Annotated in this window: 20 protein-coding genes; 14 read left to right on the top strand and 6 right to left on the bottom strand. The window is 70.9% G+C overall.

Going from position 1 to position 22208, the window contains the following annotated elements; translation table 11 throughout:
* Nucleotides 1-72: 72 nt before the first annotated feature.
* Together AB0946_RS00865 and AB0946_RS00860 are read left to right on the top strand one after the other, a co-directional pair.
* Nucleotides 73-321 (top strand): acyl carrier protein, encoded by a 249-nt coding sequence (locus AB0946_RS00865; protein WP_366758512.1) that lies wholly within the window; start codon nucleotides 73-75, stop codon nucleotides 319-321.
* A 33-nt stretch (nucleotides 322-354) separates the two neighbouring features.
* Complete coding sequence (locus tag AB0946_RS00860) at nucleotides 355-1134, top strand: SDR family NAD(P)-dependent oxidoreductase (protein WP_366758511.1); 780 nt, start codon at nucleotides 355-357, stop codon at nucleotides 1132-1134.
* A 96-nt stretch (nucleotides 1135-1230) separates the two neighbouring features.
* Here AB0946_RS00860 and AB0946_RS00855 read toward each other — a convergent pair whose 3' ends face one another.
* Nucleotides 1231-2448, bottom strand: a complete 1218-nt coding sequence (locus AB0946_RS00855) for a cytochrome P450 (protein WP_366758510.1) — start codon at nucleotides 2446-2448, stop codon at nucleotides 1231-1233.
* Between the two features lie 2 nt (nucleotides 2449-2450).
* Nucleotides 2451-3095, bottom strand: a complete 645-nt coding sequence (gene rfbC, locus AB0946_RS00850; RefSeq protein ID WP_366758509.1) for a dTDP-4-dehydrorhamnose 3,5-epimerase — start codon at nucleotides 3093-3095, stop codon at nucleotides 2451-2453.
* 88 nt (nucleotides 3096-3183) lie between these two features.
* Between rfbC and AB0946_RS00845 the strand changes: the two genes are divergently transcribed.
* From AB0946_RS00845 to AB0946_RS00805, 9 genes are all read left to right on the top strand, one after another.
* Nucleotides 3184-4341: a nucleotide disphospho-sugar-binding domain-containing protein gene (locus AB0946_RS00845; RefSeq protein ID WP_366758508.1), complete on the top strand. Its 1158-nt coding sequence runs from the start codon at nucleotides 3184-3186 to the stop codon at nucleotides 4339-4341.
* A gap of 13 nt (nucleotides 4342-4354) precedes the next feature.
* The gene (gene uvrA / locus AB0946_RS00840; RefSeq protein ID WP_366758507.1) at nucleotides 4355-6862 is read left to right on the top strand and encodes an excinuclease ABC subunit UvrA; all 2508 of its coding nucleotides are present in this window, start codon (nucleotides 4355-4357) and stop codon (nucleotides 6860-6862) included.
* Nucleotides 6863-6876: 14 nt separating this feature from the next.
* A complete protein-coding gene (locus AB0946_RS00835) occupies nucleotides 6877-7977 on the top strand; it encodes a Gfo/Idh/MocA family oxidoreductase (protein ID WP_366758506.1) in 1101 nt (366 codons plus the stop codon).
* Between the two features lie 52 nt (nucleotides 7978-8029).
* Complete coding sequence (locus AB0946_RS00830; RefSeq protein ID WP_366758505.1) at nucleotides 8030-8341, top strand: cupin domain-containing protein; 312 nt, start codon at nucleotides 8030-8032, stop codon at nucleotides 8339-8341.
* Nucleotides 8342-8389: 48 nt separating this feature from the next.
* On the top strand, nucleotides 8390-10114 hold the full coding sequence (locus tag AB0946_RS00825; RefSeq protein ID WP_366758503.1) for an MFS transporter: 1725 nt from the start codon (nucleotides 8390-8392) through the stop codon (nucleotides 10112-10114).
* A gap of 300 nt (nucleotides 10115-10414) precedes the next feature.
* Nucleotides 10415-10552, top strand: a complete 138-nt coding sequence (locus AB0946_RS00820) for a hypothetical protein (RefSeq protein ID WP_366758502.1) — start codon at nucleotides 10415-10417, stop codon at nucleotides 10550-10552.
* A 2-nt stretch (nucleotides 10553-10554) separates the two neighbouring features.
* The gene (locus tag AB0946_RS00815; protein WP_366758501.1) at nucleotides 10555-12819 is read left to right on the top strand and encodes a TOMM precursor leader peptide-binding protein; all 2265 of its coding nucleotides are present in this window, start codon (nucleotides 10555-10557) and stop codon (nucleotides 12817-12819) included.
* 57 nt (nucleotides 12820-12876) lie between these two features.
* Complete coding sequence (locus AB0946_RS00810; RefSeq protein WP_366758500.1) at nucleotides 12877-14334, top strand: SagB family peptide dehydrogenase; 1458 nt, start codon at nucleotides 12877-12879, stop codon at nucleotides 14332-14334.
* A gap of 90 nt (nucleotides 14335-14424) precedes the next feature.
* On the top strand, nucleotides 14425-15681 hold the full coding sequence (locus AB0946_RS00805) for a histidine kinase (RefSeq protein WP_366758499.1): 1257 nt from the start codon (nucleotides 14425-14427) through the stop codon (nucleotides 15679-15681).
* Here the strand turns inward: AB0946_RS00805 and AB0946_RS00800 are convergent.
* From AB0946_RS00800 to AB0946_RS00785, 4 genes are read right to left on the bottom strand one after another with little or no spacing between them, the layout of a single operon-like run.
* Nucleotides 15667-16272 carry a response regulator transcription factor gene (locus AB0946_RS00800; protein ID WP_366758498.1) on the bottom strand — a complete coding sequence of 202 codons (606 nt, stop codon included), beginning with the start codon at nucleotides 16270-16272 and terminating at the stop codon, nucleotides 15667-15669. The two genes, AB0946_RS00805 and AB0946_RS00800, sit on opposite strands and share 15 nt — an antisense overlap.
* A 44-nt stretch (nucleotides 16273-16316) precedes the next feature.
* Nucleotides 16317-17429 (bottom strand): acyl-CoA dehydrogenase family protein, encoded by a 1113-nt coding sequence (locus AB0946_RS00795; protein ID WP_366758497.1) that lies wholly within the window; start codon nucleotides 17427-17429, stop codon nucleotides 16317-16319.
* 37 nt (nucleotides 17430-17466) lie between these two features.
* Nucleotides 17467-18582: a winged helix DNA-binding domain-containing protein gene (locus tag AB0946_RS00790; RefSeq protein ID WP_366758496.1), complete on the bottom strand. Its 1116-nt coding sequence runs from the start codon at nucleotides 18580-18582 to the stop codon at nucleotides 17467-17469.
* A 2-nt stretch (nucleotides 18583-18584) separates the two neighbouring features.
* Nucleotides 18585-19598: an NADP-dependent oxidoreductase gene (locus AB0946_RS00785; RefSeq protein WP_366758495.1), complete on the bottom strand. Its 1014-nt coding sequence runs from the start codon at nucleotides 19596-19598 to the stop codon at nucleotides 18585-18587.
* A 188-nt stretch (nucleotides 19599-19786) separates the two neighbouring features.
* Between AB0946_RS00785 and AB0946_RS00780 the strand changes: the two genes are divergently transcribed.
* The 3 genes from AB0946_RS00780 (at nucleotide 19787) to AB0946_RS00770 (ending at nucleotide 22200) form a co-directional block, all read left to right on the top strand.
* Nucleotides 19787-20269: a nuclear transport factor 2 family protein gene (locus AB0946_RS00780; RefSeq protein ID WP_366758494.1), complete on the top strand. Its 483-nt coding sequence runs from the start codon at nucleotides 19787-19789 to the stop codon at nucleotides 20267-20269.
* A 39-nt stretch (nucleotides 20270-20308) separates the two neighbouring features.
* On the top strand, nucleotides 20309-21352 hold the full coding sequence (locus AB0946_RS00775; protein ID WP_361693413.1) for a methyltransferase: 1044 nt from the start codon (nucleotides 20309-20311) through the stop codon (nucleotides 21350-21352).
* 191 nt (nucleotides 21353-21543) lie between these two features.
* Nucleotides 21544-22200, top strand: coding sequence for an NAD(P)H-dependent oxidoreductase (locus AB0946_RS00770; RefSeq protein WP_366758493.1), 657 nt, complete (start codon nucleotides 21544-21546; stop codon nucleotides 22198-22200).
* Nucleotides 22201-22208: the final 8 nt, after the last annotated feature.

Genomic DNA, 22208 nt, shown 5'->3' with positions numbered 1-22208 from the left:
CCACGAGCGCGATCCGAGTCGTCCGGAAGAGATTCCCTGAGCACGGACAACCCTCCGACACGGGAGATGGACATGGCGGAACTGACGATCGACCGGCTCAAGGACATTCTGCGGATCAGCGCGGGCGAGGACGAGTCCGAGCAGCTCGCCGGCGAAATCGGCGAGACCACGTTCAGCGAACTCGGCTACGACTCGCTGGCCCTGCTGGAGACCGCGGCCCTGATCAAGCGGGAGTACGGGGTCGACATCACCGACGACATCGAGCACCTGAGCACGCCGCAAGCGATGACGGACTTCGTGAACGCCAAGGTCGCCGCGTGAGGGGCCCGGACGGGAAGGGACGGGACAACCCGGATGAGTGACAGGCGGGTGGCTTTCGTCACCGGGGCCAGCAGTGGCATCGGACTCGCGGTGACCCGGACCCTCGCGGAGCAGGGGATCGCGGTGTACGGGTGCGCCCGGGACGCCGACAAGCTGGCCGAGACGGTGGAGAAGCTCGTTTCGGAGGGGCTGGAGGTGGCCGGCGGGCCGTGCGACGTGACCTCCGCCGACGATGTGCGTGCCGCCGTCGCGGCGGCCGTGGAGCGCTTCGGCCGGATCGACATTCTGGTCAACAACGCCGGCCGGGGCGGCGGCGGGGAGATCGCGCAGCTCGAGGAGCCGCTCTGGCTCGACGTGATCGACACCAACCTCAACGGTGTCTTCCGCGTGACCAGAGAGGTGCTGGCGTCCGGCCGGATGGGCGAGAACGGCTACGGGCGGATCGTCAGCATCGCCTCCACCGGAGGCAAGCAGGGGGTCGTCTACGCGTCGCCCTACTCGGCGTCCAAGCACGGGGTGGTCGGCTTCACCAAGGCCGTCGGTCTCGAACTGGCGAAGACGGGCATCACCGTCAACGCGGTGTGTCCCGGATACGTCGAGACACCGATGGCCGAGCGGGTCCGGTCCGGGTACGCGGACTTCTGGGGCGTCTCCGAACAGGACGTCCTGGAGAAGTTCAACGCGAAGATACCGCTGGGCCGTTACTCGACCCCGGAGGAGGTCGCCGGCCTGGTCTCCTACCTGGTGACCGACACCGCGGCGTCCATCACGGCGCAGGCGATCAACGTCTGCGGCGGCCTGGGCAACTACTGAGCGCGCGCGCCGGCTCCGGCCGCCGCGCGCACTCGACAACCGAACAGCGCACAAAAGAGGGAGGGAGTGCGGGGCACCCCCTCCCTCAAGCCGTGGTCACCACTTGACCGGCAGCGACCACACACCGTAGACGACGGAGCCCTCCTTGGTGCGGATGTCCTCGAAGGGCACCGCCAGCTGGAGGTTCGGGAAACGCGCGAAAATCTTGGTGAGGGCGATCTCCAGCTCCACCCGGGCCAGGTCCGCGCCGATGCAGTAGTGCGCGCCGTGCCCGAAGCCGAGGTGGCGTCGGTTGCCGCGGGACAGGATCAGTTCGTCCGGCCGCTCGAAGACCGTGGCGTCGCGGTTGGCGGGCAGGGACAGGCACAGGATGCCGTCGCCCTTCTTGATGGTCACGCCGTCGAGCTCGATGTCGTCCAGCGCGACCCGGGGGATGGCCAGGTCGCCGATGGTGATGTAGCGCACGAGTTCCTCGACGGCCGGGCCGATCAGCGCCGGGTCGGCCTTGAGCTGCTCCAGCTGGTCCGGATTGCGCAGCAGGGCCATGGTGCACAGGGAGATCATGTTGGCGGTGGTCTCGTGCCCGCCGTTCATCAGCAGCCGGCACAGGTTGACCAGGTCGCGCGTCGTGTACTCCTCGGCGGACTCCCGGTAGGCGACGATCGCCCGGCTGAGCAGGTCGTCGCCGGGCTCGCGCTCCTTGAGGCCGACCAGCTTCTCCAGGTACCTGCCGACCTCCACCATCGCGGCCTGGCGCTGTTCGGGGGTGCTGTGGCCGCCGAGCAGGTTGGTGCCGTGCGCGGCGAAGAACTCGTGGTCCTCGTACGGCACTCCGAGCAGCTCGCAGATCATCGACATCGGTACCGGGAGCGAGACCAGCTCGTGCAGGTCGGCCGGCGAGCCCGCGGCCTCCAGGGCGTCGAGGCGGAGGTCCACGTTCTCGGCGATCTTCTCGCGCAGCTGCTGCACCCGGCGGTTGGTGAAGGTGACGGCGGCCTTGCGGCGGGTGGTGGTGTGCTCGGGAGCGTCGTACCCGATGAAGGAGGTCTCGGTGCGGAACTCCGGCGGGGCCTCGAAGTAGAAGGGAAAGTTCTCGTGCTTGCGCGAGGAACTGATCCGCGGGTCGGTCAGCAACTGGCGGATCAGGTGGTAGTCGGTGACCGCCCAGACCTCCAGGCCGGTGATGAGGCTGACTTTGGTCACCGACCCCTTCTCCATCATGGGCCCGTACTCCTCGGGCATGGAGAAGGGGCACTTGCGCTTGTAGGGAAAGGTCGATCGCTCGCTCGTGGGTTCCGCGGCGTTCACCGACATGACTACTCCTTTTCTCCGGCGAGTTCCGAGACGAATTCAGAAGGCAAAGCAGTGCGCTGCCGCGCGCTGTGCGCCAGGCAGTCCTCGTAGCGGGGCAGGATGCCGAGTTCGGTGGCCCGGGACAGGCCCGGTGCCCGGAGGTCCTTCTCCGCGACCACCGGTTCCTCCGTCAAGGGCCAGGGCAGTCCCAGATCCGGGTCGAACGGGTTGATCTCGAAGGGCGTGCCCGGGACGTACGGGGTGTCGAACACGTAGCTCACGCAGGAGTCGTCGGTCAGTGAGATGAAGCCGTGCGCCATTCCGTCGGGCAGGAACACGGCTGTACCCTTGCCGGGCTCCAGCAGGTTGACGTCGTGCGAGCCGAAGGTCGGCGAACCGACACGCACGTCCAGCACGACGTCCAGCACGGCGCCGCGGACACAGGTGACGTACTTGGCCTGGCCCGGCGGCAGACTCACCCCGTGCATCCCGCGCAGCACGGCGCGGTGGTTGACGGAGAAGTTGGTCTGCACCGGCCGGAACACATGGCCGGTGACCCGGGTGAACTCCCCGTCCCGGAAGGACTCGAAGAACGCACCCCGCTCGTCGCTGTGGATTCGCGGCCGGATGCGGTAGGCGCCCCGCACGGCCATCTCCTCGATCTCCATGGCCTGCGAAGCTACGAGAGGCGGCTAGAGCGGCGCTGGTGGCGGCGGCTCAAGGCAGGCTCAAGTGGAGGCTGGTTGGGTGCTCACCATGAGGATTCTTGTGAGCACCGGCCCGAGCTACGGGCTCTACTGTCCCGTCGTACCGCTGGCCTGGGCACTGCGCGCGGCAGGTCACGAGGTGCTGGTCGCCGCACCGGAGACCCTTGCCCCCATGGCCAACGGCTCCGGGCTGTCCTTCATGCCGACGTACGGGCCGATGCACATGCGCGAGGTCATGGCCCACGACCGGGAGGGAAACCCCATCGCCTTCGCGCGTGAAGAGCCCCAGATGCTGGAGCAGGCCGGCCGCGGCTTCGGCAGGCTCGCGGCGCGCACCCTGCCCGGCCTCCTCGATGTCGCCGAGAAGTGGAAGCCCGACGTCATCCTCGCCGAGCCGCACACCTACGCGGCCGGCGTCGTCGCGCAGGTGAAGGGCATCCCCTGGATCGAGCACGGAGTCGGCCTCGGATACTTCCGCGAGATGGACAAGTCGGGGGCCGACGAGCTGACGCCGGAGCTGGCCGAGCTGGGCCTGGGCGCCCTGCCCGAGCCGGACCTGGCGCTGGAGCCCTGCCCGGCCTCGCTGCTGCCCAGCGGCGGTGCCCACGGCGTCCCGATGCGCTACGTCCAGTACGACCCCCCGGCCACCGTGCCGTCCTGGGTCTTCGACGAGCGCACGCGCCCCCGGCTGCTGCTCACGCTGGGCACGGTGGCCCCGGCGGCCGGCGGCGCCCGCGTGCTGAGAGACCTGGTCAACGCGCTGCCCGCACTCGGAGTGGAGCTGCTCGTCGCGGTCGCCGACGACGTCGTACCCGAGCTGGGCCCGCTGCCCGACGCGGTACTGGCCGCCGGGTTCCTGCCGCTGGCCTCGGTGCTGCCCTCCTGCGACCTGGTGGTTCATCACTGCGGCGGCGGCTCCACCATGGCGGCGATCCTGGCGGGGCTGCCGCAGCTCTTGGTCCCGCAGCCGATCGTCGCCGAGCAGTACGACAGTGCCCGCCGCGTCACCGCGTACGGCTCCGCCCGCCAGCTGGTGGAACAGCCGATCGATCCGGACGCCGTCGTGGAGAACTGCCGGGCCCTGCTCGAGGACGACTCGTACCGGGTCAAGGCCCGGGCGCTGCGCGCGGAGGTGGCCGCCATGCCGTCCCCGGCGGCCGTGGTGCCCCTCATCGAGAACCTCGCCGGCGCCAGGCCGGGACGGTAGGGAAGGAAGCCCGTTGAGCAACACGAACAGCCGAGCAGACCTGCTGCCGGAGACACTTCAGGTACGCGGCGCCCGCGAGCACAATCTGCGCGGCGTCGACGTGGACCTGCCGCACCGCAACCTCACGGTGTTCACCGGCGTCTCCGGATCGGGCAAGTCCTCCCTGGCCTTCGCGACCATCTATGCCGAGGGCCAGCGACGCCAGCTGCAGAGCATGTCGACCTTCGCCCGGCAGTTCATGCACCAGATGGACAAGCCGGACGTGGACCACATCGGCGGCCTGTGCTCGGCGGTCGCGGTCGACCAGCGCTCCTCGGCGTCCCGCAGCCCGCGCTCCACGGTGGGCACGGTCACCGAGGTGTACGACCTGCTGCGGGTGGTGTTCGCGCGGATCGGACACCCGCACTGCACCGTGTGCGGGACCGAGCTGAGCGAGGACGCCTGTCCGCAGGGCCACGACACCGCGCTGCCCGAGATGACCAACGGGGCCTTCTCCTTCAACCTCCCCTTCGGCCAGTGCACCGCCTGCCAGGGCGTCGGCACCCGTCTCGAGGTGGACCCCACGACCCTGGTCGCCGATCCGAGCCGCTCCCTGGTGGAGGGCGCGATCACGCCCTGGCGGCCCACCTTCACCGAACCGGAGCGGATGAAGGCCCGGGCGGTGGCGCAGATGGAGGGCGAGGACGAGAACACGCCCTGGGAGGAACTCTCCGAGGAGCTGCGGCGCAAGCTGCTGCACGGCACCGACATCAAGGTCCGGGCCAGGAAGTTCGACAAGCCCAATGACCCGGTCAAGGACGTGGTGTTCACCGGGGTGGTGCCCTGGCTCTACGAGCGGTACCGGAAGTCCGGCGGTGAGAACTTCGGCCAGCTGGAGAACTACATGCGGCCGGCCCCCTGCGGCGAGTGCGGCGGAGGCCGGCTCAACCCGGCGCAGCTCGCGGTCCGGGTGGCCGGGCGCGGCATCGCGGAGGTGACGGCGCTGCCGGTCTCCGTGTCGCTGCGCTTCTTCCAGGAGCTGGATGTGTCCGGGCGGGAGCGTGCCGCCGTCGGCCAGGCCCTGGAGGAGATCGTCCAGCGGCTGGGCCACCTGACGCGGATGGGGCTGGAGTACCTCACCCTGGACCGTCCGGCACGCACCCTGTCCGGTGGCGAGTCGCAGCGCATCCGGCTGGCCGGCCTGCTCGGCACCGACATGTTCGGCCTGCTGTACGTCCTGGACGAGCCGACCACCGGTCTGCACCCCAGGGACATCGAGAAGCTGGTGGCCACCCTGCGGGACCTGCGCGACCAGGGCAACACGGTGCTGATCGTCGAGCACGACCACCAGATGATCAAGGCCGCGGACTGGGTGGTGGAACTCGGTCCCGCCGCCGGCGAGCACGGCGGCGAACTGCTGTTCAGCGGCCCGGTCGAGCAGTTGCTCGGCGATGTGGACTCGCCGACGGGCGGCTACACGAGCGGGACACGCGGCATCGCGGTGCCCGAGAGCCGAAGGCCGCCGGCGCCCGATCGCCGGATCACCGTGTACGGCGCGAAGGAGAACAACCTCGCCGGGTTCGACGTCTCCTTCCCGCTCGGCACCTTCATCGCGGTCACCGGGGTGTCAGGGGCCGGCAAGTCCACGCTGGTGGACGACATCCTCTACCCGGCGGTGGAGGGCGCGCTGGGCGGCGACGCACCGGCGCCGGGCGCCCACACCAGGATCGAGGGCCTGGGCCTCATCGACCGTGTGATCAAGGTGGACCAGGCGCCGATCGGGCGTTCGGGCCGGTCGACCCCGGCGACGTACACCGGCGTCTTCGACAGCATCCGCAAGGTGTTCTGCCAGACCCCGGAGGCGAAGAAGCGCCGCTACAAGCCGGGCCGGTTCTCCTTCAACTCGGCGGGCGGGCGCTGCGAGACCTGCGCCGGCGACGGCTCCATCAAGATCGAGATGCAGCTGCTGCCCGATGTCTTCCTGCACTGCGAGACCTGCAACGGCACCCGCTACAACGCGGAGACGCTGGAGATCCGTTACCGCGGCAAGAACATCGCCGAGGTGCTGGAGATGCCCATCGAGGAGGCGCTGGAGTTCTTCGCGGGGGAATCCGTGATCGAGGCCCCGCTGCGCGTGCTCGACGAGGTCGGCCTGGGCTACCTGCGCCTCGGTCAGTCCGCGACCACACTCTCCGGCGGTGAGGCCCAGCGCGTCAAGCTCGCCAACGAACTGCAGCGCAGGGCGGGCGCGCACACCCTCTACCTGCTGGACGAGCCGACCACCGGCCTGCACTCCAGCGACATCGACCGGCTGCTGTCGGTGCTGCACAGCCTGGTGGACAAGGGCCACACCGTGCTCGCGGTCTCGCACAACCTCGACCTGATCAAGACGGCGGACTGGGTGGTGGACATCGGTCCGGAAGGCGGAGACGGCGGCGGCGCGCTGGTCGCCGCGGGCACCCCCGAGCAGGTGGCCGGGCAGCCGCACGGCCACACCGGGCGCTTCCTGCGCGACGTACTGGGGATGAGCGAGCGCCCGTGATGAAGGAGTCCCCCTTGCCGGGCTCGGAGCAGGTCCGTGTCGGTGTGCTGGGGTGTGCGGACATCGCCCGCCGCCGGGTGCTGCCCGCTCTCGCGGCGGACCCCGGCAGCCGGGTGGTGGCCGTGGCCAGCCGGCACGGCGCCCGAGCCCGCGAGGTGGCCGACCAGTACGGCTGTGCGGCCGTGACGGGCTACGAACGCCTGCTCGCCGACCCGGACGTGGAGGCCGTCTATGTGCCGCTGCCGGTGGCCCTGCACGCCCAGTGGATCGAACGAGCGCTGCTGGCGGGCAAGCACGTTCTCGGCGAGAAGCCGTTGACCGGCGACGTCGACTCCACCCAGCGGCTGTTCGAGCTGGCCGCCGCGCGCGGCCTGGTGCTCGCCGAGAACTTCATGTTTCCCCACCATCGCCTGCACCGGCGGATCCGGGGCCTGCTCGCGGACGGCGCCATCGGTGCCTTACGAAGTTTCACAGGGGAGTTCGCCATTCCCGCGCCGCCCCCGGGGGACATCCGCTACGACGCGGACCTGGGCGGCGGCGCCCTGCTGGACATCGCCGTCAATCCGCTGCTCGCCGCCCGCTCCTTCCTCGGCCCCGCGCTCACCGTCTGCGGGGCGCGGCTGCGCCGGCACCCCGAGCACGGCGTGGACACCGGCGGCGCGGTCCTGCTGGCCACACCGGACGGGGTGACCGCGCAGGTGGTGTTCGGCATGGAGCACGCCTACCGGTCGGGGTACGAGCTGTGGGGGAGCGCGGGCCGGATCCGGGTCGAGCGCGCCTACGCGCCGCCCGCCGACCACCGCCCGGTGATCCGCCTGGAGCGGCCGGACGGCACCGAGGAACTGGTCCTGCACCCCGACGACCAGTACCTCGGGGCCGTAGGCGCGTTCTCGCACGCCGTCCGGCACGGTCCGTTTGCGGGGCGCGGTCTTCGCGAGCGGCACCAGGAGCGGGCCCTGGCTGTGGCCCGTCTGGTGGCCGGGGTTCTAGCGGCGGACGAGGCCGCTTCCAGCGCTGCACAGCACCCTGTTCCGAGCTGGGAGATCCGAGAGGGGCCTTATGAACTCCGCTGTCACCGACAAACTCCGCTGCGAGCGCGTCGCGAAATTCCGTGACGTCATACCGGGCGACGGCCCGGGCAGGCTCTCCTCTCCAGCCGGAGATCTCGTGAGGTTCGCCAACGGCGACACCTACCGGTTCGCCGCCTACTGGGACTGCCTTCCGGGCGGACCCTGCCGCGGCAACCACTACCACCTCGACAAGACCGAGGTGATGTTCGTGATCTCCGGTGAACTGAGGGCCGCGTACTACGACCTCGACACCGGCCAGCGCGTCGACATCGTGCTGGTGGCCGGGGACCTGGTCACCGTTCACCCGCGCCTTGTGCACAGCTACATGGCGCTCAGCCCCACCCAGGTGGTGGAGGTGGCCTCACATCCCTATTCGCCGAGCGACACACATCCCTACGTGCTGCTCTGACACCGCCGACCCCCGCCGTACACACACCCCCCATAGAAGGAGAAGCTCGTGACCGCTCTGGAAGCAACTTCGTCGGGAGAGCAGGAGGGAGGGCTCAATCCCAAGCGCTGGATCGCGCTGACGGTGATCCTCGTGGCCGCGTTCATGGACATGCTCGACAGCACGATCCTGAACGTGGCCATCCCCTCCATCCGCACCGATCTCGACGCCGGCTACGCGGAGATCCAGTGGGTCACCGCCGGCTACCAGCTCGCCTTCGCCCTCCTGCTGATCCTCGGCGGTCGGCTCGGCGACATCTACGGCCGCAAGCGGATCTTCCAGATCGGCGTGGCGGGCTTCACCCTCGCCTCGCTCGCCGCCGCCCTGTCCGTCGACCCGGGCATGCTGATCGTGTCCCGGCTGGCCCAGGGCGGCTTCGCCGCGGTCATGGTGCCGCAGGTCCTGGCGATCATCCACGTCAGCTTCCCGCCCGAGGAGCGCGCCAAGGCGTTCGGCATGTTCGGCACGGTCGCCGGCCTCGCCGCGCTCACCGGGCTGAGCCTCGGCGGCCTGCTCGTCGAGTGGAACCTGTTCGACCTGGAATGGCGGCTGGTGTTCCTGATCAACGTCCCCGTCGGCCTGTTCGGTCTGATCGTGGGACAGACCAGCATCAGCGAGTCCAGGGCACCGGTGGCGCTCCGGCTGGACATCATCGGCGCGATCCTCGCCGCGGTCACCCTGTTCCTGCTCGTCTTCCCGCTCATCCAGGGCCGCGAGCTGGGCTGGCCGGCCTGGGGTTTCGTCCTGCTGGCGCTGACGCCGGTGGCGTTGTTCGTCTTCCTGCGGCAGCAGCAGGCCCGTACCCGCGAGGACGGCTCGTCGCTGGTCGCGCTCAACCTGTTCCGGCTGCGCAGCTTCTCCTCCGCGCTCGGCGTGCAGCTGGCGTTCAACATCGGCGTGGGCGTGTTCTTCTTGTCCTGGAGCCTGTACATGCAGGTCGGCCTGGGCTGGACCCCGATCCATGCCGGTCTGACCAGCCTGCCGTTCTGCATCACCACCTTCATCACCTCGGCGCTGTCGTACGCCGTGCTCGCCGCCAAGATGGGGCGCAAGCTGCTGCAGCTCGGCGCGGTGCTGGTGCTGCTGGGCCTCGGCTCCTACATCTGGGTGGTCGAGCACTACGGCAGCGGCGTCACCACCTGGCAGATGGCGCTCCCGCTGGCCTTCTTCGGGCTCGGCTTCGGCATGGTGATGTCCCCGATCCCGGACATGGCCACCAGCGAGGCCCCGATGCAGGACGCGGGCTCGGCCTCCGGCCTGGTCAACACCAACCAGCAGCTCGGGTTCGCCATCGGCACGGCCCTGGTCAGCGTCATCTTCTTCGGCGCCCTGGGCGGCAACGCGTCCGACAACGCCCGGGACACGGCGTCGCAGCTGCGCAAGGACCTGTCCGCCGTGTCGGTCACGGGGCAGAGCGCGGACCGGATCGTGGACTACTTCGTGCAGTGCACGAGCGACCAGGCCAAGGAGAAGGACTGGACGGTCCGGGCGCCGAGCTGCGCCAAGGTCCCGTCCGAGCTGAGCAGCAACCAGAAGGCCGCGGCGGTCTACGCCGACGCGGGCAAGCACACCAACGCGCTGACGTTCGCCGACACCTTCGCCCACTCGTTGCGCTGGTTCATCGGCGGCATGGTCCTCACCCTCGTGCTGACGTTCCTGCTGCCCCGCAAGAACGCGGCGCACGGCGAGAAGCAGGCCGCCGCGGAGTGGAAGGCCGCGGCGGAGACCTCCTGAACGGTCGCGAACCGCAGCAAGAGCCGGGCCACGGCCCGCGGGGCAGCACATCCCCGTGGGCCGTGGCCCGCACGGCCGTCGGCGCACGGAGGGTGAAGCCTGCTGAACCCGTCATCCAGCGATCATGAATTCGTCACCCCGTCCGGTGAACGCGGCACTACCCCGGCCTTCGCCCTCTCGGCGAGACTCCTGGTCAGCCGCCGACGCCACGGATGCACCAACCGGCAGGACGACGGCGCCCCCGCACGGTCACCGACCGCGTCGCCCGATGCGGTTCACTGACGAGGGAAGGGAAAAGTCATGGCCGCACAGCAGGTGTCCGACGACCTGTTCATCGAGGAGTACAACCCGGCCGGTCCGTGGACCGCGCCGACCGATTCCTTCGTGTGCTGGGCGGAGGCGGCGGAGCCCGCCACCACGGACCGCGCCGGGGCCTGACGGTGATCCGGTCGGCTTCGGAGCAGCTCCGCCTGGGCTTCAAGGAGCACCTGACGGTCCAGATCGTCCCCGGGGAAGCCGTCTACCTGGTGTCCGGGCGACGCGTCACCACCTTGCACGGTGAGGAGATCTGCCACCTCGCGGGACTCCTGGACGGAGTCAGGTCGCGCGACGCCATCCTCGAGGAGGCGGCCGGCCGGCTGCCGGTCGAGCGAACGCTGCGGCTGCTCGACCGTCTCTCCGAAGCCGACCTGCTGGCCGAACTGCCCGCGCGGCAGGCCGACAACGCCGCGGAGCGCGCGTACTGGGACGCCGCCGGTCTCGGTGGCGGCGCCGCCGTCCGCTCCGCGGCCACCGTGCACACCCTGGCGGTGGGGGGTGTCGGCCCGGAGGCACTGCGCGCGGCCGTCGCTGCGGCCGGTCTGCGCACCGGGCCGGCGGCCGACGCCGAGCTGGTCCTGGTGGCCTGCGACGACTACCTCGATCCCCGGCTGCGCGAACTCGACCAGGAGTACCGGGAGACCGGACGCTGCTGGCTGCCGATCCAGCTCCACGGCACCGAGACCTGGATCGGCCCGTTCCTCGGCGTGCCGGACGGCCCGTGCTGGTCCTGCCTGGCCGAACGGCTGTGGCGCAGCCGCCCGGTCGAGTACCGCCTCCAGCAGGGGCTGGGCCGTTCCGGCCCGCTGCCCCGCCGCCCCTGCGCGGTGCCGGCGAGCCTGCTCGCCGGGCTCCATCTGGCGGTGCTGGAGGCGGTCAAGTGGCTGGCCGGGCACCGTCACCCCGGCCAGGAGGCACTGTGGACCCTGAACGGACTGCTGCTGACGGGCAGTCATCACCCCGTACGGAGGCGTCCGCAGTGCCCCGACTGCGGTGACCCTGGTCTGGTGGCCGCCCAGGTCGAGGCACCCGTGGTACTGACGTCCCGGCCCAAGGCGGACAGCGACGGCGGCGGGCACCGGGCGCTGTGTCCGGAGGAGATGCTCCGGCGCTACGGCCACCACGTGGACCCGCTCACCGGTCTGATCCGGGAGATCCGCCGCGACCCGCGCGGCCCGGCCTTCCTCAACGTGTTCCACGCCGGGCACAACCTGGCCCTGGCCCACCAGGACCCGCGCTGCCGGCGCACCGGACTGCGTGCCACCAGCGCGGGCAAGGGCAGCACTGCGCTGCGGGCGCGGGTGAGCGCGCTGGCCGAGGCGCTGGAGCGGCACAGCGGCCACCTCCAGGGCGACGAGCCGATGCTGCGCGCCAGTTGCCGTTCGCTCGGCGGGCAGGCCGTCCACCCCGACACCGTCCAGCTCTTCGCCGCCGAGCAGTTCACCGACCGCGGGCGCTGGAACTCCGGGCACGGCTCGTTCCAGCAGGTCCCCGAACCCTTCGACGAGGACCGGGAGATCGAGTGGACCGCGGTGTGGTCGCTCACCGGGCGGCGCCGGCTGCTGCCCACGGCACTCCTCTACTTCGGCGCCTCCCACCTCGCGGGCCGTCCGTACTGCCTCGCCACCTCCAACGGCGTGGCCGCGGGCGCCAGTCTCGAGGACGCGGTGCTCCAGGGGTTCCTGGAACTGGTCGAGCGGGACGCCGTGGCGCTGTGGTGGTACAACCGGCTGCGCCGGCCCGGGGTGGACCTCGGCTCCTTCGAGGATCCCTGGATCGCCGAACTGCGTACGGTGCACACCTCCCTCCACCGTGAGGTGTGGGCCCTCGACCTCACCGCCGACCTCGGCGTCCCCACGGTCGTCGCGCTGTCGCGCCGTACGGACAAGGCCGAGGAGGACATCACCCTCGGCTTCGGCGCCCACTTCGATCCCCGGATCGCGCTGCACCGCGCCCTCACGGAACTGAACCAGATGCTCCCGTACGTCGTGGAGGCGGGTGGCGACGGCGGCGGTTACGGGACCGACGATGCCGAGGTGCTGCGCTGGATGCGCACCGCCCGGGCCGCCGAACTCCCCTACCTGCTGCCCGATCCGGACCGTCCCGCGACGGCCCCGGACACCCATCCGTACCGGGCCCGTGCCGATCTGCGGGAGGACGTCGCCCTGGCGGAGCAGATCGTCCGCCGGGCCGGACTGGACCTGCTCGTGCTCGACCAGACCCGTCCCGACGTCGGGCTGCCGGTGGTCCGCGTCATCGTCCCCGGGCTCCGCCCCCACTGGGCCCGGTTCGCCCCCGGCCGTCTCTACGACGTTCCGGTGCGCATGGGCGACCTGACCGAACCGACCCCCTACGAGCACCTCAACCCGGTCCCGCTGTTCCTGTGACCGTTCCCGTGCCCCCTGCGATCGCCCCTCTGATCATCCCCCCACCTTGGATCAACCGTGCACCTTGACAGTCTCGCCCCCCAATTGGTCAATCTCTGGTCCCTGCGACAGGACATCGTTGTCGATCTGGGCACCGATCCCCAGGACGCCATCCTGCTGGAGACGCCCTGGGAGGATCTCCGGATCGAGGAGCCCAGCGCCCGTCTGCGCGAGGCCCTGCGCCGGATGCTGCTCGGGCCGGTGGCCATCCGCAACCTCCTGGTCCCGCCGTGCGGCGCGCCCGGCCGTGCCGAGGAGCTGCTGGACGAACTCCGGCCGCTCCAGCATCTGATCGTGCGCACCCTGGCCATCGGCGCGGTGCCGCTGCTCTCGGTGGTCCCGATCTCGGCGCGGGCCCGGCTCACCAGGCTGAAGCCGCTGCTGGGCCGGATATGCAGACTCTCGCGTTTCGCCGTGATCCGTTACGGCCCAGGCGGCCTGTACATAGAGTCCTCGCTCGTCGACCACAAGGTGGACCTGCACCACCCCGGCGTCATGGGGATGCTGGGCCGTATCGACGGCACGGCGGACGACTCCGACGTGCCCCACGCCCCTGTGGTGGAGGCGGTCCGGGCGTATCTGGTCGCCGCCGGGGTCCTGGTGGTCGCGGACGAGCCGGCCGAGCCCTCCTTCGCGGAGGACCGCGATCCGGCGCTGACGGGCTGGTCCCCGGACGAGCTGCTGGTGCACTCCGGCAGCCGGCGCGAGCGCCCCGGCCGGCCGCGCGGAGCCGCCTTCGCCCAGGTCGGCCGGATGCCCCCGCCGCCGGTGGTCAAGCCGCCGGCCCCGGCGTACCCGGCCCGCCCCGCGCACCGGGTCGCGCTCGCCCGGCCCGACCTCGACCGGCTGGCGGCCACCGACCCGACCCTCACCGCGGTGCTGGAGCCCGGCACCGGGCCGGTCGTCGGGGACGGCGAGCTGACACTCGACCGGCTCGGCGCGCTGCTGTACCGGGCGGCCCGGATCCGCGCCCTGCTGCCGCCGGCCGGCTTCGATCCGGCCGACTACCCGACGAGCGAGCGCCCGTACCCCAGTGTCGACGACAGTTACGCGCTGGAGGTGTACGTCCTGGCCGACGAGGAGGCATCCTGCCTGCCCACGGGCGCGTACCACTACGACCCGCTCGACCACTGCCTGGAGCGGATGACCGGCGACCCCGGCGCCGCGGCCGGCCTGGCGGGCGCGGCGCGGTGGGAGGGGCCGGAGCCGGCCGGGGCGGAATCCGTGCTGGTCGCCATCTCCGCCCGCTTCCCGCGCGCCGCGTACAAGTTCAGCGGTACGGCCTACAGCAACATCCTCAAGGATGTGGGAGCGCTCCAGCAGACATTGACGCTGGTGGCGCGGGCCTTGGGACTGCGGAGCCATATCCTGCCCGTCGCCGACGCGGACGCCTTCCAGCGGGCCGTCGGCCTGGACTGGAAGGTGGAGGTGAGTGTCGGAGACATGGTGATCTCGTGCACAAAACGCGGAAGTTGAGGTAATTGAGGGGCTGTCGCAAGGCTGGTATCGTGCGCCTTCACCAGCTGGGACTCGCGTCGGGGGAGCGGTCGAGACGGCATGGAATTCATGGAACCCAATGTCCTGTCGGCCGGCGAGACAGAGGAAACGGCCGAGCAACTCGCACCCAGGATCGCCGCGGCGATCACCACGGTCATCCTTCTGGCCTTCGGCTTCGTGGCGGTCACCTATCTGCTGGCCGCCAACCATCCACCGGGCCTGCTGGCCGAGGCGCTGGGGCTGCTCGCGGTGGTGCTGACGCTGCAGTTCTGCATCTCCTTCCCGCGGCTGCTGCCCAGGCTGGCCCCTCGGCTGGGGGCGCGGCTGGGCAGCCACGCGTGGGTCCTGCTGCTCCTTCAGGTGCTGCTGAGCTATGTGCCCTTCGTACAGTTCGGGCAGGCCTGGCTGCCGTTACCCGGACTGCTGGCGGGATCGGCGCTGCTGGTGCTGCGCGATCCGCGACGGGGCTGGGTGGCGTTCGGTGTCGTCATCCTGAGCACGGACGTGTTGCAGTTCTGCATCGGGCTCGGCTGGCGGGACGTCTCCTACACCACTGTGTCCACCATCCTGACCGGTCTCGTCGTCTTCGCGCTGTCCCGGCTCACCGACCTGGTCTCCGAGGTGCACCGGTCCCGTGCCGAGCTGGCCCAGTTCGCGGTCACCCAGGAGCGGTTGCGGTTCGCCCGGGATCTGCACGACCTGCTCGGCTACAGCCTGTCGACGATCACCCTCAAGTGTGAACTCGCCTACCGGTTGACACCCACGGCCGCCGACCAGGCCCGGCAGGAGATCTCCGAGGTCCTCGACATCTCCCGGCAGGCGCTCGCCGACGTCCGCGCCGTCGCCCACGGCTACCGGAAGATGTCCCTGCGCACCGAGGTGTGCGACGCCCAGGCCATGCTCACGGTGCTCGGCGTGCAGGCGGAGGTCAACGTGGCGTACGAGACGCTGCCGACCGAGGTGGACACCGTACTGGCCACCGTGTTCCGTGAGGGGCTGACCAACATTCTGCGCCACAGCGAGGTCAGGCGGTGCGAGATCGAGACCGGGTGCCGGAACGACGCGGTCTGGTTCCGGCTGGCCAACGACGGCGTGGTCCGCACCGTGCCGGCTCAGCGCTCGTCGCGCGGGGGCGGCAGCGGCATCGACAACCTGACCTTCCGCGTCAAACGCCTCGGCGGTCACCTCACGGTCGGCCTTGCCGACAACGGCTGGTTCGAACTCCGCCTGGAGATCCCGCTGGGCGGCGTCGGGGCGACACCGGCGACCGTACGGTCCCGATGTCCTGGCCGGGGTGCTCCCCGAGGCGGGTCACAGCCAGCCTGATTCGCGGGCGATCCTGATGGCGTCCACGCGGTTGCGGGCACCCAGTTTGGTGACCGCGGTGGTCAGGTAGTTGCGTACCGTGCCGGTGGCCAGGTGGAGCTTCCTGGCTATCTGGGCGGCCTCCTCGCCCTGGGCCGCCAGCCGCAGGACCTCGACCTCGCGGAAGGTGAGCGTGCCGGGCTCGGTCTCCAGCGCGGCGAGGGCGAGCGTCGCGTCGAACGCGCGCTCGCCCCTGGCGATGGTCCGGATCGCGGCGGTCAGGCGCTCCGGCTCGGCGTCCTTGGGCAGGAAGCCGTGGGCGTGGGCCGCCACCGCCCGGCGCAGGTGGCCGGGCTGCCCCAGGCCGGTGAGGATCAGCGTCCGGCACTCGGGGAGCGTGGTGTACAGCGTGGACGCCACGGTGATCCCGTCCGTGCCCGGCAGATCGATGTCCAGCACCGCCACGTCGGGGCGGCACGCCTGCGCGCGCGCCACGACGTCCGAGCCGTTCGACAGCTCCGCGACAACCTCAATGTCCTCTTCAAGGCTCAGCAGGGAGACAAGTGCCCTGCGCAGCATATGGAGATCCTCAGCCAGCAAGACTCTGATCACGCGGTCATTCAAGCATCGGGATCCGGCCGTGTACGCGGCTTTCGTCAGATGGCTTGTTCGACAAGTGCCGCACTGTAGTTCGCCGCGGCCCGCGTGATGTCGTAGCGCAGTGCCACGTGACTCGCGGCCGTGGTGACGTCGCGCCAGAAGCGTTGCAGGTCACCCGAGTCGCTCAGGCCGGCGGTGCCGGCCACCCGCACCAGCGCCGTCACGGCCTCGGCCGCCTGTTCACCGGCGAATGAGGCATTCCGCTGATTGCGTGCCAAAAAGTTTGGCGTGAAAGCGCGGCTGTCGATCACGTCGGCGTTCTGCTCGACCAGGTGGCGCGCCGAGTCGATCCGCGCCGCGGCCCGGACCAGGTCGATCTGGACCGCGTCGGTCATCCGCTTGCCCTTCAGTACGCGGACGGCCGCCGCCAGCGCGCCCTGCGCGGCGCCCACGGCGGGGGCGGCGAAGGTCGTGGCCCCGATCGCCTGGAAGGGGATGTTGTGACCGGGCAGCCGGGACCAGCTGTTGGCGCCGCTCTCCATCTCGCCGCGGGCGAAGGACAGATGCGCCGGCACGAAGACGTCGTCGACCACCACGGTGTGGCTGCCGGTGGCCCGCATACCGACGCAGTCCCAGGTCTCCACCACGCCGAAGGTCCCCCTGGGCAGAGCGAAGAAGCGCGGCTGGGCGTCCTCCCCGGGCACCTGTGCGCACAGCAGCACCCAGTCCGCGAAGTCCACACCGCTGATGTACTGCCAGCGGCCGGAGAGCCGGTAGCCGTTCTCGGCCCGCGCGGCCGTGCCCATCGGCACCAGGCCGGTGGCGATGAGGGCGTCGGCACCGGAGCCCCACAGCTTCTCGTGCCCCTGCTCGGGCAGATGCGCGGCGTAGCGGGAGGACGCGGCCAGCAGCGCGACGCACCAGCCGGTGGCGGCGCAGGACGCCGACACCCGCAGGACGCCCTGCACGAGGTCGGCGACCGTCCCCTCGGTGCCGCCCCAGCGCGCGGAGACGAAGTGCCGGGCGAATCCGCTCGCGCGCAGGGCGGTGACGACGTCCGGGGACAGACGCCCGGCGGTGTCGGCGGCCGCGGCGCGCTCGGCCGCGAGGTCGGCGAGCTCGTCGGCCGCCGCCGACAGTTCGCGGGCGGAGAGGGCGGCGACAGTCATGGCAATGACCTCCTCAGGTGGTGGGCGCGCGGGGGTGTCAGCCGACCGGCTCGAACCGGATGTCGTGGCGCTCGGCGGGGGACGCGGCGAAGCTCAGCAGCCGCTCCCCCTCCTCGGTCAGTTCGACGACGTCCCGGCGCGCCAGGGGAGCGAAGGGCTGGACGACCAGGGTGGCGGCCTCCTTGACGCGGTCGATCCGCCAAAGACCCCGAACGAAGCCGTCGATCAGGAAGGTGGAGCGGATGATGCCGTTGTTGGTGAAGACCCGGGTGCGGTACTCGGGCGCCATGATCCGTTCCCGGTCGGCGTGTGAGAGCAGGATGTTGTCGAACTCGGGCAGGTACCGGGCGGGCAGTTCCTCGGCCGCGTCCGGGAGCTGCGTCCCGGCGAGGTCGTACAGCACGGTCCCGGTCTCGTCCCGGTAGGTGCGCAGTGCCGGCCCGAGCCGGGTGAACGCCTCCCGCAGCCGGGTCAGACCGGACCACTTCTGCATGTCCTTGACGCTCGCCGGACCGAACGCGGCCAGGTAGCGCCGTACGTAGGTGTCGATGGAGGCGTTCGGGTCGAGCCGGCGGCCCAGCCAGCGCTCGGCGGTGGTGTGGGCGGCCTGCCCGCTGTGGCCCCAGAGCCCGCGCGGCGGGACCTGGACCAGCGGTACCAGGTTGCGCACGGTCTGGGCCAGCGCGTTGGCGTCGTAGCCCGTCCAGCGCTCCGCCATGAGCGCGCCCAGCTCGGCGAAGGTGAGCGTGCGCTCCTCGGCCAGCTCGGTGCCCAGCTTGGCGATCTCCTCGGTGGCCAGGCCCGCGACCTGCCGGCCGAACTGCCCCTTGACCGTGCGGGCCAGCATCTCGGCCAGGAGCGGACGCAGGGCGAGGCAGTCGTCGTCGGTGACGAGGTGGATGGTGGAGCGCATCAGGGCGATGCGCACCACTTTCCGCTCGCGGACCAGGACGGCCAGGTCCTCGACCGCGAAGTCCGTGAGCCGTGTCCACAGGCCGATGTAGGGCGGGTTGGGGGCCTGGGCCTGCAGGCCGACCAGGTGGGCGATGGCCTGAGCGGGCGACAGCGCGGACCGCTGGGCGAGCAACTGGCGGTGGATCAGTGCGCGGTTGAGCGCCCGTGTGCTCAGGACCGGGCCTCCGGCGGTACTCATGCTCAGGTCAACCTCACCAGCGCGGTGCCGGAGAGCCGGCCGTTCAGCAGGTCGATCATGGCCTGCGGCAGCGCGGCGACTCCGCCCTCCACCACCGTGTGCGGGAAGGTGATCCGGCCCTCGGCGAGCCACGTGCCGAACTGTGCGTTCCAGTCCTCGATCTGCTGCGGCGTGTGCAGGGTGGCGAAGCCCTGGAAGGACAGCTCGCGCGGGATGAGGCTCTGCAGGTCGAGACGGGGGCGGGCGTCCTCGCCGTGCTGCGCGGCCAGCGAGCCGCAGAGCGCGAACCTGGCGCCGGGGGCGGCCGCCTGGACCGCCGCCTCGAACTGCTCGCCGCCGACGTTGTCGAAGAAGACCGTGATCCCGTCGGGAGCCAGCTCGCGCAGCCGGTCGACGACCGGGCCGTCGTGGTAGTCGAACGCGGCGTCGTAGCCGGCCTCCTGGAGCAGGAAGTCGATCTTCTTCCGGGATCCGGTGCTGCCGATGACCTTCGCCGCGCCGAGCGCCTTGGCTATGTGGGCGGCGAGGCAGCCGACGCCGGAGGTGGCGCCGGAGACGAACACCACGTCACCCTCGCGCACCTGGGCGATCTCCGCCAGCCCGCGCCAGGCCGTGGGCCCGTTGGAGAGGAAGTACTCGCTCCCGGGCAGCTGACCGGGGTCCCGCTTGAAGAACTGCCCCGCGTACCCCAGGGCGTAGTCGCGCCAGCCGCTGAAATGCTCGACCAGGTCGCCCACGGCGAGATCGGGGGTCGCGGACTTCACCACGGTGCCGACCGTGCGGCCCCACATGGCCTGGCCGAGCTGGAAGACGGGGATCGGGATGTCCAGCGCGGACTGCATCTGGTCGCGGTAGACCGTGCCGAGCGACATCCACTCGTTGCGGACCACCACCTGACCCGGCTCCGGCTCGGCCAGCTCGGTCACGGCGACCTCGAAGTGGTCGAGGGAGAGCTCGCCGTCCGGATAGGAGACGAGCCGTACCTCATGGCTCTTCGTCGGCGTCCCGTCGGGCATGTCGTCAGCTCCTTGTGCGAGGGATCGGTGCCTGTGCTGTGCCGAGGGTGGGAGATCGCTCTCGAAGGGAGGTCGCGCCCGGCTGGAGCTCTCGCCGCCGGCGTTTCACCCACACTCCAGCCACTCTGGATCGCGAGGGTGCACGGTGCCGTTCCCGCGAACCACCGGACCGTCGAAAGGGGTGCACCGTGTCGCAGACGCTGCAGCACTCGGAGCAGCATACTGAGCGGAACGCGGACCTGTCGTCCGAGATCGCCGCCTTCTACGCCCACCAGATGCCGCTGCTGGAGGAGCGCGATTTCGATGCCTTCGCGCAGACCTTCACGGAGGACTGCGTCTTCGGCTACCAGGGCGGGTGGCAGCTGCAGAGCCGCGGGGCGCTGCTGGAGGGCATGCGCGGCAACATCCCCCGCTACGGGGCCAGCACCATCCGGCACTGGTTCGAGAACCGCCGCGCCGAGCCGCAGCCGGACGGCTCGATACGGGTCACCGCCGCCTGTCTGGTCAGCGTCACCGACGAGGACGGTGCCGTGACCTTCGAACCGAGCTGTGTCGTCACCGACGAACTGGTGCGCACCGAGGAGGGACTGCGCGCCAGGTCCCGGATCATCCGCCACGACGTGCCCGACCCCGGCCGCTACTACGCCCGGCTCATGGCACAGCACGGCTGACCCGAGCTCACGACCGGCACGATTGGAGCAGAGAAAGCCATGACCACTGCCGCACTTCCTTCCCTGGAAGCCCGGGTGAAGCTCTACCAGATCGGCATGGGCTTCGCGGCCCTGCAGTTCGTCCAGGCGGCCATCGACCTGAAGGTGGCCGACGCGCTGGACGACGAGCCGCTCGGCGCCGAGGAGCTGGCGAAGACCGTCGGTGCGGACCCGGACGCGCTCGGGCGGCTGCTGCGCGCACTGTCCTGCCAGGGGTTCTTCGAGGCCGTCGAGGACGGCCGGTTCCGCCACACCGAGCTGTCGCGGATGATCCGTCAGGACTCGCCCTGGGGTGCCCCCGACGTCATCCGCTTCGGATGGCTGCACGTCCCGGTCTCCGTGCTGCACCACACCGCGGAGGCCGTGCGCACCGGCGAGGCGGCCTTCCCCAAGGTCTTCGGCACCCAGGCGCAGAGCTACTTCGTCAACGACGACCCCGAGGCCGGCGCGATCTTCAACCGGGCGATGACCGCCAACACCATCCTGCTCAACAACGCCCCCGCCCTGGTGGCCGCGCTGGCCCCGAGCCCCGGCGAGACGGTCATGGACGTGGGCGGCGGCCAGGGGCAGCTGCTGCTGGGGCTGCTGGAGGCCCACCCCGGCATCCGCGGTGTGCTGCTCGAGCTGGAGCAGGTGCTGCCCAGCGTCGACGGACAGCTGCGGGCGGGCGGCGCCCTGGCCGAACGCGTGGAACTGCTCGCCGGGGACTGCCGCGAGTCCGTGCCCGGTGGCGCGGACACCTATCTGTACAAGCACATGATGTACATGTGGGACGACGACACCGTCGTCAAGATCCTGCGGAACACCGCGCGGGCCGCCGCCTCCGGCGCCCGTGTGGTGGTCGTCGACATGCTGCTGGGCGGCGACAGCCCGTTCGAGGAGATCTGCACCGCCGTGGACCTGCTGATGGTGCTCATGGGCGGCGGGAAACGGCGCAGCGTCGACCAGTTCGCCGCGCTGTTCGAGCAGGCGGGCCTGGTCTACCAGGGCGTGCGGAGCATCGAGGGCGACCAGTCGGTGCTGCTGACCGCGCTCGTCCCGTAGGAGCGCGCAGCGTCCGAGAACACCGGAGAACACCGGAGCACAGGGGTGGGAATGCCGTGGGCATCCCGCCCCTGACGCGTGCCGGGGCGCGGGCGCCGCTTGAGGCGGGGTCCGCCGCGACACGAGCGAGCTGACCGACCGTGGCGTGAACGGGCCCATGCCACGGTCCGCAGACCTTTCGGGAGACAGCCATGCCGCACTTGCTGCACATCGACTCCTCCGCCATGTCCCACGGTTCGGTCTCCAGGGAACTGGCCAAGACCTTCCGCCGGGCGTGGCAGGAGGAGAACCCGGACGGCGCCGTCACCTACCGGGACCTGGGCGCCGTACCCGTGCCGCCGCTCACCGAGGCCGGGGTCACCGCCGGCTTCACCCCGCCGGCCGCGCACGACGAACGCCAGCGCGCCGCCATGCTGCTGCGCGACGAACTCGTCGAGGAACTGCTGGCCGCCGACACGCTGCTGGTGAGCACCCCGATGTACAACTGGTCCGTCCCCTCCACGCTCAAGGCGTGGCTCGACCAGGTCCTCGTCAACGACCGCACGATCACCTTCGACGGCACCCCCGGCCCGCTGGCCGGCCGCCCCGCGACCGTCGTCGCCAGCTACGGCGGCGGGTACACACCGGGCACCCCCATGGAGAAGGCCAACCACTGCGGCCCGTACCTGGAGACCGTGTTCGGCACCGGTCTCGGCCTGCGGGTCGAGGTCATCGCCGCCCAGCTCTCGCTGGCCCCGCGGGTGCCCGCGATGGCCGATCTCGTGCCGCTCGCCGAGAAGTCCCTCGCCATGGCGCACCAGGCGGCCGAGAAGCGAGCCCGTGAGGTCTCCGCCGCGCCGGTGCGGTGATTGTCGAG

The sequence above is a fragment of the Streptomyces sp. NPDC046870 genome, from assembly GCF_040704595.1.
GTDB lineage: Bacteria > Actinomycetota > Actinomycetes > Streptomycetales > Streptomycetaceae > Streptomyces > Streptomyces argyrophylli.
Note: the sequence above shows the minus strand (reverse complement) of the source record. Positions and strands in the feature narration are given on the sequence as shown.